This window comes from Bacillus sp. ISL-46, from assembly GCF_018613205.1.
Genome location: NZ_JAGGQR010000025.1, coordinates 37,449 through 47,439 on the forward strand (window position 1 = coordinate 37,449; position 9,991 = coordinate 47,439).

Sequence of the window (9,991 nt, forward strand, 5' to 3'; positions counted from 1 at the left end):
ACCATAGATCAATGAATCTGGCGCTCTCCCCTTTCTCCTTTCAAATTTTTTTTGAAATCTTTATTAACAAAAAAAGACCCAACCCAGAAATTGGATTGAGTCTTACTTGATCAAATTTTTATGCATACTTGTTGATTGATAATTTTTTAAGTCAGTTCCCGACTTTTTTGTCTTTCAACAGTTTATTAATTAAAACTCTTATTTTTACTCAACAGTCACCGATTTAGCAAGGTTACGTGGCTTATCGACGTCACAGTCGCGGTGCAGTGCAGCGTAGTATGAGAGTAACTGCATTGGTATAACAGAGATCAGAGGTGTTAATAATTCATTTACTTCTGGAATCACAAAGCTGTCTTCGTCGCGATCTAATCCCTTCATCGAAATGATGCATGGATTAGCTCCACGAGCAACTACTTCCTTCACATTTCCGCGCAGGTTCATGTTTACACTTTCTTGAGTAGCCAAGGCAACAACCGGTGTACCTTCTTCAATTAAGGCGATCGTACCGTGCTTTAATTCGCCGCCCGCAAAGCCTTCTGCTTGAATATAGGAAATTTCTTTAAGTTTCAAGGCACCTTCTAAACCAACGTAGAAGTCAATCCCACGGCCGATGAAGAAGCAATTGCGAGTTATGGATAAAAATTCTCTTGAGATATGCTCAATAAGCTCTTTCGAATCACAGAGAACTTCCATTGCGTTCGCAACAATACCAAGCTCTTTTACAAGATCAAAGTCAATTTCTAAGCTGCGGCTTTTGGCAGCAACTTCAGCTAAAATAACTAATACTGCTAACTGTGCTGTATATGCCTTCGTTGAAGCAACAGCAATTTCAGGACCTGCATGTAATAAAAGCGTATAGTCCGCTTCACGAGAAAGCGTTGAACCTGGAACATTTGTAATCGTTAGTGTAGGGTAACCCATCTCTTTTACATTAACAAGAACGGCACGGCTGTCAGCTGTTTCTCCACTTTGTGAAATGAAGATAAATAACGGCTTTTCAGAAAGAAGCGGCATGTTATAACCGAATTCACTGGAGATATGAACCTCGACGGGGATTTTTGCCATTTTCTCAATGAACTGCTTCCCGACAAGTCCTGCATGATAGGAAGTACCAGCTGCAATAATATACAGACGATCCGCTCCGTTTAAAGTATCGATGATTTCACGGTCAATGGTTAATTCACCTTGCTCATTTTGATATGTTTGGATAATACGGCGCATCACAAGCGGCTGTTCATCAATTTCCTTCAGCATGTAATGGGGATATGTTCCTTTTTCAATATCACTAGCATCAAGTTCAGCTGTATATGGTTCACGGCTGATAATTTCACCGTTCAGATTCTGTATTGTTACTTTATCCTTTGTTACGATAACAATTTCTTTGTCCATTAATTCCACGTACTGGTCAGTTACTTGCAGCATCGCCATTGCATCACTTGCCACAACATTGAAGCCTTTACCTAAACCAACAAGCAGTGGGCTTTTATTTTTGGCCACATAAATGGTTTCATTATCTTCTGCATCTAAAAGCGCTAGTGCATAAGAACCATGTAAAAGAGTCAACGTTTTACGGAAAGCCTCTAATACTTCCAAACCTTCGTTTACAAATAACTCAATCATTTGAACAATAACTTCTGTATCCGTTTCACTTTCAAACGTTACGTCAGATAAATATTCCTGTTTTAAAAGATCGTAGTTCTCAATGACCCCGTTATGAACGAGCGTAAAACGGTCAGATGTACTTTGGTGCGGATGGGAATTTCCTTTACTTGGCACCCCATGTGTTGCCCAGCGTGTATGTCCAATCCCGATATGTGCATGTACATCCTCATCAACAATGCTGCGTAAATCAGCAATACGACCTTTTTCCTTAAAAACATGAATTCCGTTCTCATTCTTTACAGCGATTCCAGCTGAATCATAGCCTCTATATTCGAGTTTTTCTAAGCCTTTTAGTAAAATCTCTTTCGAGTCTCTATTCCCAATATATCCAACAATTCCACACATTCTTCTGTTTCCTCCCTATCCAGGGGGCAATAATGCTTGGAGGCAATACTTGCCCCCTGATCAATGTTATGGTCAGGTATCTGTCTATACCCTTTTGAAACATTACTTCTAGTATGCGCATTTTCTTCTCTTTGTGCACAGAGTTGCCCCTGTGTTTTAAAGAAGAAATTTTCGGTTGTGCGTCTCAACCGGGAGGTATCCGCCGAACATTCGATACTCCTCCTCCTCGTCAACTAACCTCACCACTTTAGGTTAGTCCAGGCGCTTTTAAAAGGACAATTCTCTTCCTACCCACCTTTCATTAAAAATATGCATTCATTCTGCTTTGAAAAAACAAAGCAAATTAATACTACTATGATTGAGCGTCTCCGTCAACCAAAATTAGGGATTTTCACCTTTCTCCTTACTTATAACTCATACATAATAAAATATGCATAAAGGAAGCAGATCGTTCCTTTATGCATATATATGGGTTTTATTCTTCCTTTAATTCCATTTCTTCTTTGACAACTGCCACAATCCTGTTCACATAAGATTCACAAAGTTCCTCTGTCGATGCCTCTGCCATGACGCGAACAAGCGGTTCCGTTCCTGATGGTCGGACGAGAATTCTCCCGTTTCCTGCCATTTCTGCTTCAACTTGCTCAATAACCTCTTTTACCTTTGCATTATCGGTTACATGATGTTTATCGGTTACTCTCACATTGACAAGCTTTTGCGGGAATTTTTTCATTTCACCAGCTAACTCAGAAAGAGGCTTCCCAGTTGCCTTCATAATATTGACTAATTGCAGCCCTGATAATAAACCGTCACCTGTGGTGTTATAGTCTAAGAAAATAATATGACCTGATTGTTCGCCGCCCAGATTAAACCCATTTTTCTTCATTTCTTCGACAACATAACGGTCACCTACCGCTGTCGGTACACTATGGATCCCATGTGACTCAAGTGCTTTATAGAAGCCTAAATTACTCATAACGGTTGATACAATCGTCCCATGCTTTAAGCGGCCTTGTTCTTTCATATATTTGCCGCAAATGTACATGATTTGGTCCCCATCAACAATTGTTCCATTTTCATCAATCGCAATCAAACGGTCTCCATCTCCGTCAAAGGAGAGACCTACATCGGCACCTTTTTCTTTGACTAAGGCTGCTAGTGCTTCAGGGTGTGTTGAGCCCACTCCTGCATTGATATTTAAGCCATTGGGAGAGGCGCCCATTGTTGATAGGTCCGCATCTAAATCGGCAAATAAGTGTGCCGCTAGCGACGACGTTGCCCCGTGTGCACAATCTAAGGCAATATGGATTCCTGTAAAATCTTCATCCACACTATTTTTCAAATATTGGAGATACTTTTGACCGCCCTCGAAATAATCCATGACTTGACCAAGTTCCGAACCCACTGGTCGAGGCAGTTGATCTTCTGGTAAATCGATGAGCGTCTCAATTTCTAATTCCTGCTCATCGGAAAGCTTAAAGCCATCGGGACCAAAAAATTTAATGCCGTTATCAGCCACTGGATTATGAGAAGCAGAAATCATGACTCCTGCTTGGGCACCTAAAGCTTTGGTTAAATATGAAACACCTGGAGTAGATATAACTCCTAAACGCATAACTTCGGCTCCAATGGATAATAACCCTGCCACAAGGGCTCCTTCTAACATATGGCCAGATATACGCGTATCCCGTCCGATGAGTACTTTGGGACGATTTTTATCCTTTGTTAAAACATATCCGCCATAGCGGCCTAATTTAAAGGCCAACTCAGGTGTTAATTCGCTATTTGCTACTCCACGTACCCCGTCGGTCCCGAAATATTTTCCCATTTTAAAAATCTCTCCTTCAACATGTGTATTGCTAGATATTAGGCATTATTTTTTTCGATCGTAATTTTCGCTGATGATTTAATAGGTTTCCACTTTACAGCCGAAGGTCCTTCCACGTGAATGTCCACTATATGATCCCCTTCTACAAGGCCAGACAAATCAATAAAGACTTTGAAATCCTCAGGCCTAATGCTGCTAACTGCCGAAGAGGGACCATTAATAAGTATATTTATCATTTGATTTCCCGGATCGTTAATCGTGGCCTTATATTCTTCGGATAATCCTTGAATGTTTAACGGTACATCCGAAACTGTTTTTTCTTCTTGTTTTTTGACCACAACGGTTGCTTTTACGATTTGCGGGGTAACCTTTGTAATTCCATTAGAGATGATGACAGGCAATGTAAGGGTGGTGTTATCGGTAATTTTACTGAGATCAACCTCAACACGGACATTATCCGTATTTTTAAGAACATCTTCATCCCCTGTGATTGTTGCCTCTTTTTCATCGATATCAATCGATTCAATCGTCACACCTTCTGGGGCAGTACCATTTCTAACAATTTTTATCGGTACAGTCTTACTGTTGCTTTTTATTGGTATCGTGATTTCTACCGTTTCCGGATCCACCACTACATTTAACTTATTTAGATCTTTGTCAAGAACTTGGACATGAGCCTCTTCTGAAATGGTTTCTTTCAGCTGATCTTTTTCCTCAAGGGCAGCCTTTACATAAGTAATCCGGTCGATGACACTTTTGGCACCGGTAATCTTCACTTTATTTGGCTCGACAACGGGTTGTCCTGCAGAATAACCAGCTTCTATTTGGCTCGCATTAAATTCTGCCTCAACTTTAAATTCCTTAGTGATTTTTTCCTGAACAGATACATTTACACTAGCTGGTTTCACAGTCGCACTCAATTTATCTGACAGGTCTCTTACTTTTAATTTTACTTTCTGTTTCCCAATTTTAGCTTTTGATAAATCTACGTAAACCTCAAAGTTCTTCAACGCTTTGGCAGACTGAATGTGCGTTATAGGTCCTTTTAAAGTGATATCAACCGTGGCTGGAATTCCTGATACCACTAGATTTTCCGTATCATAATAAACCTTTACAGGAATATTGGTAATGGTTTCTGTTGATTGCTCTCCTGGCACATTAACATCCGTTATTTTTTTACCTGTATGTGGTACAGAAGAATATAAAAGTACCGCTAACAACAAGGCAAGAATTTTAATAAACCAAGGATTATCCATCAATTTATCCATTATTTTTCCCCCTCCAGTTCCAACGAGCTGAAGAAGCTTGTTTTGTTTTCAAATGAATTAACAATTCACTCGTAAGTAATTCTTTCAGTTGCTCTGTATTAATCGCTCGGTGAAGCTCCCCGTTCTTTGTAAGGGAAATATGACCTGTCTCTTCAGAAACAATGACAGTGACACTATCAGTCACTTCACTTATTCCTAATGCAGCCCGATGTCTGGTTCCCAGCTCCTTAGAAATAAACGGGCTTTCGGATAACGGCAGATAGCATGCGGCTGCTGCGACATTATTTTTTTGGATAATTACCGCACCATCATGGAGCGGTGTATTTGGGATAAAAATATTAATCAACAATTCAGAAGAAATATTGGAATTTAGCTGGATCCCCGTTTCTATGTAATCGCCCATTCCCGTTTCTCTTTCGATCGAGATTAACGCCCCAATGCGGCGCTTTGCCATATAATCAGTTGCCTTAACAATCGCCTCAACCGTTTTTTCCGGATCTTCATCATCCAGATTACTGCTTCTTGAAAAGAACTTCCCCCTGCCTAATTGCTCAAGGGCCCTTCTAAGTTCTGGCTGAAATATAATAATAATCGCAAGAAACCCGTATGTTATCGCCTGTTCCATCATCCAGCTTAATGTTTGGAAGCCTAGAAACTCGCTGACAACTCTGACTAGAAGAATAACGAGAATGCCTTTTAGTAATTGAACGGCCTTCGTTCCTCTAATCACATTGATCAGCTTGTAAATGACATACCATACGAGGACAATATCAACAATACTAGCTAAATACTTCCATAGTTCGAAATCAGCAAACGGCATTGTTCTTCCTCCGTAATTTTCTTTAACACAAATAAATTACAACCTATTTATTATACCATAAATACCTCTTGTACCTATTATATGTATCTGGGTAAAAAAACAAATCACCCGGTCAGAGTGATTTGTTTTTTTATTTGGTTTCCGGTTGGTCTTCCAATATTTGAACCACATCTTGTGCGGTCCTTTTAATATGATACCAAATCCAATCGAACACTTCATTTACCTCTTCAATCTGCCCTGTTACATGTCCTGCAGAGGCCAAATATTTTTCACCATTGATAACTGTCACATCACCTTGGACTTCACCTTCAATTTCTAATGTCCCATTTCGAACAATGACATCGCCCTTGACCGTCTCACCTTTAGGTACAATAACCGTATTATTTTTAACTACTAAGTTTTTTTGCTTCGATACAGAAAACTCTCGATCTTGATTCCAAGTAGAAAATACGCTTCCCATCATTAATATGAGAAATAAAGAGGCAGCTGCAAGCAAAGGATGGTTTTTCAACCAACGCTGCATCCAAATCTTTCGTTTCTCTTTTGGTAAACGAGACAATACATTCGCTGTAAAGTCATCAGGTACCTGCATATGTGACACACTCTTTACAAAAGCGATCGTCTTATTTAGCTCATTAAATATAGCTTCGCATTCTTTACAGTTTTGGAGGTGTTCTCTTAATATTCGTTCTTGATCAGGTGTAATTTCTTCATCTAAGTATTCATGCATTAGTTCGATGATTTGTTCTGGACACATTAACAGTTTCACCTCTTATCACACATATCGTAATTGTTGTCTTAACGCTTCCCGGCCACGGTGAATCCTTGTTTTAACCGTTCCAAGTGGTAAATCAAGAATTTCGCTAATTTCATTTAAGGACAACTCTTCAATATATTTTAATACGATGGCTGTCCGATATTTATCGGGCAGTTTTAATATCTCTTTCTGGACCGTATCCTGCAGCTCTAAGCTTTCTACTTCTGACTCTGGCAGTGGTGTGTTCGAAGGGATTTGCGAATACATTGTTAATCCTTCTGTCCCTGCAACCTCTGCATCTAAATAATGATCCGGTTTCTTTTTTCGCATTCGGTCAATACACAGATTGGTTGCAATCCGAAAAAGCCAGGTTGAAAATTTCATGTCTTGATTAAAGGTTTTGATATTCACATAAGCACGAATAAAAGCTTCCTGTGCCATATCCTCAGCTTCATGACGATTTCCAAGCATCCGAAAACATAGTTGATAAATACTATTTTTATATATTTCAACGATTTCACCAAAGGCGTCTTGGTCCCCTTTGATTACTTGTTTTATTCTCTTTTTTACAATTGCGTCCATTACATTACCTCAGCTCCATTGCTGCTATCCGATAATACGAATCGTTAGCAAAAAAGTTTCGTTTTACACGAAAAAACTTCTCAATACCTTTAATATTAACAAAAATTTACTAAAAGGGCTTAATAATTAGTTTAAAGATTTTATGAAGGGAGATAAATTGGCACGGTTTTTAATTCTTTGACAAGAAGAAAATAGAAAAAAGCTGCATCTCGCTAGAAGAACAGGTTGGCCCGTTTACTTACGAAATGCAGCTTTACTTATTTATTTTTTATAATAATTTTTCTCCGAATAATGAGCCCATCAATTCAACTGCCACTTTAGCAGTTTTATTTTTTTCATCTAAAATTGGATTTACTTCTACAAATTCTGCTGAGGTAATGATTTTTGCTTCTTCTAACATCTCCATAGCAAGATGACTTTCTCGGTAGCTGATTCCACCCATAACTGGTGTTCCAACGCCTGGAGCATCATTTGGGTCTAGGCCATCTAAATCAAGTGAAAGGTGGACACCATCTGTCTTCTCTTTCAGGTAAGCGATGGTTTCTTCCATTACTTTGGCCATCCCCATCCGATCAATTTCATGCATTGTATAAACTTTGATTCCTATTTCCTTTATTAAATCTTTTTCTCCATCATCCAGCGCTCTTGCACCAATAATGACTACATTTTCAGGTTTAACTTTAGGACCATATCCACCAATCTCGGTTAACAAGCTGTGCCCTAACCCGATACTTACGGCTAGTGGCATTCCATGGATATTACCAGATGGGCTTGTCTCAGCCGTATTTAGATCCCCATGTGCGTCATACCAAATGACACCAAGATTTTTATAATGTTTAGAGACACCTGCTAAAGTACCAATAGCAATACTATGATCCCCGCCAAGCACTAGCGGAAACGCACCCGACTCGACAGCAGCATCTACTTTTTCAGCCAACAAAGCACTTTTCTCAGCAACTAAATCAAGATTCCGCAAATTGGATTCTTTATCCACCACAACTTCAGGCCTGCCAATTGGAATATCACCTAGATCATGTATTTCATCAAATAGTGGCTTAAGTCGTTCAACCATCCCAGCATAACGGATGGCACTTGGCCCCATATCTACCCCTCGTCGCATTTGACCTAAATCCATTGGCATTCCAATAATTGAAAGCTTACTCATATTAATTCCTCCTACCCCTTTATGTATCTATTTTAACCGCTTTCATACCAATGACTCAACTCGACAAAATTATGTATATATATACGATAAAAAACCTTAAACCATTGGTTGGTTTAAGGCAGGGATGTACAATAAGAAAAAATGAACGTTCGGTTCCATTTTGACTAACGAATTCAAACTTCACAGATATGATTGGCGACAGTTTGATTGTTATTTCATAAATTTTTGCCGCCAATAGCCCTTATGGTCGATACTTTATTCTTTTTTCATGCATTTTTGCCGCCAATAGCTCTTATTGGCGATACTTTATTGCTTTTTTCATGCATTTTTGCCGCCAATAGCCCTTATTGGCGATACTTTATTGCTTTTTTCATGCATTTTTGCCGCCAATAGCCCTTATTGGCGGCACTTTGATGCTTTTTTCATGCATTTTTGCCGCCAATCGCCCACTGACGACACTTTGTTTCTTTTTCATAAAAAAAGAACCTTGGAGATTTCTCCAAAGTTCCTGGCTGTTACTATATGAGCCATGAAGGACTCGAACCTTCGACCCTCTGATTAAAAGTCAGATGCTCTACCAACTGAGCTAATGGCTCTCTGGCTGGGCTAGCTGGATTTGAACCAACGCATGTCGCAGTCAAAGTGCGATGCCTTACCGCTTGGCTATAGCCCAATAGAGATGTAGTATTATCTAGTATGTCCAACTTTTTTAAAAATATAAATGGTGGAGGGGGACGGATTCGAACCGCCGAACCCGGAGGGAGCGGATTTACAGTCCGCCGCGTTTAGCCACTTCGCTACCCCTCCATATTAAAATTTAAAAAAGCAGTGCCGGCGAGAGGACTTGAACCCCCAACCTACTGATTACAAGTCAGTTGCTCTACCAATTGAGCTACCCCGGCATGTAGTTAACATAATTATATTATGGTGGAGAATGACGGGCTCGAACCGCCGACCCTCTGCTTGTAAGGCAGATGCTCTCCCAGCTGAGCTAATCCTCCACAGCAATGAAAGTTATTTTACGCTAGTGCATAAAAAACTTTGGTGACCCCTACGGGACTCGAACCCGTGTTACCTCCGTGAAAGGGAGGTGTCTTAACCGCTTGACCAAGGGGCCATACTATTATAAAAATAGGAAAGCTTCCAAGCGGGCTCGAACCGCTGACCTCTTCCTTACCATGGAAGTGCTCTACCTACTGAGCTATGGAAGCATAGCTATATATAAGTTTACATAAAAATGGCTCCGCAGGTAGGACTCGAACCTACGACCGATCGGTTAACAGCCGATAGCTCTACCACTGAGCTACTGCGGAACAATAATATTTCAGCCTGGCAGCGTCCTACTCTCACAGGGACGCGTGTCCCAACTACCATCGGCGCTGAGAAGCTTAACTTCCGTGTTCGGTATGGGAACGGGTGTGACCTTCTCGCCATTACTGCCAGACTATTTTCAAGACATTATTTATTATAATATCTTTTTGAAATTTTTCAAGAGGAAAATTAATTTTTTTCATTCCCTCAAAACTAGATAATGCAGAAGAAGTTGTAAAAACGAGTATACCTT

At 40.0% G+C, this 9,991-nt stretch carries 7 protein-coding genes, 8 tRNA genes and 1 rRNA gene; all 16 read right to left on the reverse strand.

What is annotated here, in order from left to right:
- Positions 1-204 precede the first annotated feature (204 nt).
- Entirely contained in the window at positions 205-2,007 is a 1,803-nt protein-coding gene (glmS, locus tag J7E67_RS14395) for a glutamine--fructose-6-phosphate transaminase (isomerizing) (RefSeq protein ID WP_214713462.1), read from the reverse strand.
- A 475-nt stretch (positions 2,008-2,482) separates the two neighbouring features.
- Positions 2,483-3,835 carry a phosphoglucosamine mutase gene (gene glmM, locus J7E67_RS14400; RefSeq protein ID WP_214713463.1) on the reverse strand — a complete coding sequence of 451 codons (1,353 nt, stop codon included), beginning with the start codon at positions 3,833-3,835 and terminating at the stop codon, positions 2,483-2,485.
- 38 nt (positions 3,836-3,873) lie between these two features.
- Positions 3,874-5,103 carry a CdaR family protein gene (locus J7E67_RS14405; protein ID WP_214713464.1) on the reverse strand — a complete coding sequence of 410 codons (1,230 nt, stop codon included), beginning with the start codon at positions 5,101-5,103 and terminating at the stop codon, positions 3,874-3,876.
- Positions 5,096-5,923, reverse strand: a complete 828-nt coding sequence (gene cdaA / locus J7E67_RS14410) for a diadenylate cyclase CdaA (protein WP_214713465.1) — start codon at positions 5,921-5,923, stop codon at positions 5,096-5,098. Before cdaA ends, J7E67_RS14405 begins: the two co-directional genes overlap by 8 nt.
- Positions 5,924-6,053: 130 nt before the next feature.
- Positions 6,054-6,680: an anti-sigma factor family protein gene (locus J7E67_RS14415; protein ID WP_214713466.1), complete on the reverse strand. Its 627-nt coding sequence runs from the start codon at positions 6,678-6,680 to the stop codon at positions 6,054-6,056.
- 18 nt (positions 6,681-6,698) lie between these two features.
- Positions 6,699-7,262 (reverse strand): RNA polymerase sigma factor SigW, encoded by a 564-nt coding sequence (sigW, locus tag J7E67_RS14420; RefSeq protein ID WP_214713467.1) that lies wholly within the window; start codon positions 7,260-7,262, stop codon positions 6,699-6,701.
- A gap of 268 nt (positions 7,263-7,530) precedes the next feature.
- On the reverse strand, positions 7,531-8,427 hold the full coding sequence (gene rocF / locus J7E67_RS14425) for an arginase (RefSeq protein ID WP_214713468.1): 897 nt from the start codon (positions 8,425-8,427) through the stop codon (positions 7,531-7,533).
- Positions 8,428-8,950: 523 nt separating this feature from the next.
- Positions 8,951-9,023: transfer RNA gene (locus J7E67_RS14430), tRNA-Lys, on the reverse strand.
- A gap of 2 nt (positions 9,024-9,025) precedes the next feature.
- Positions 9,026-9,100 (reverse strand) — tRNA-Gln (locus J7E67_RS14435).
- A gap of 49 nt (positions 9,101-9,149) precedes the next feature.
- Positions 9,150-9,234: transfer RNA gene (locus tag J7E67_RS14440), tRNA-Tyr, on the reverse strand.
- Between the two features lie 22 nt (positions 9,235-9,256).
- Positions 9,257-9,329 (reverse strand) — tRNA-Thr (locus J7E67_RS14445).
- A gap of 23 nt (positions 9,330-9,352) precedes the next feature.
- Positions 9,353-9,428, reverse strand: a tRNA-Val gene (locus J7E67_RS14450).
- A 41-nt stretch (positions 9,429-9,469) separates the two neighbouring features.
- Positions 9,470-9,544 (reverse strand) — tRNA-Glu (locus tag J7E67_RS14455).
- A 21-nt stretch (positions 9,545-9,565) separates the two neighbouring features.
- Positions 9,566-9,638 (reverse strand) — tRNA-Thr (locus J7E67_RS14460).
- Between the two features lie 27 nt (positions 9,639-9,665).
- Positions 9,666-9,740: transfer RNA gene (locus tag J7E67_RS14465), tRNA-Asn, on the reverse strand.
- Between the two features lie 14 nt (positions 9,741-9,754).
- Positions 9,755-9,871: ribosomal RNA gene (gene rrf / locus J7E67_RS14470) — 5S ribosomal RNA — on the reverse strand.
- Between the last annotated feature and the right edge of the window lie 120 nt (positions 9,872-9,991).

What these genes read in the sequence shown, in the direction of transcription:
- J7E67_RS14405 (WP_214713464.1), bottom strand. Translation starts at nt 5,103, where the DNA reads ATGGATAAATTGATGGATAATCCTTGGTTTATTAAAATTCTTGCCTTG.
- J7E67_RS14415 (WP_214713466.1), bottom strand. Translation starts at nt 6,680, where the DNA reads ATGTGTCCAGAACAAATCATCGAACTAATGCATGAATACTTAGATGAA.
- glmS (WP_214713462.1), bottom strand. Translation starts at nt 2,007, where the DNA reads ATGTGTGGAATTGTTGGATATATTGGGAATAGAGACTCGAAAGAGATT.
- sigW (WP_214713467.1), bottom strand. Translation starts at nt 7,262, where the DNA reads ATGGACGCAATTGTAAAAAAGAGAATAAAACAAGTAATCAAAGGGGAC.
- glmM (WP_214713463.1), bottom strand. Translation starts at nt 3,835, where the DNA reads ATGGGAAAATATTTCGGGACCGACGGGGTACGTGGAGTAGCAAATAGC.
- cdaA (WP_214713465.1), bottom strand. Translation starts at nt 5,923, where the DNA reads ATGCCGTTTGCTGATTTCGAACTATGGAAGTATTTAGCTAGTATTGTT.
- rocF (WP_214713468.1), bottom strand. Translation starts at nt 8,427, where the DNA reads ATGAGTAAGCTTTCAATTATTGGAATGCCAATGGATTTAGGTCAAATG.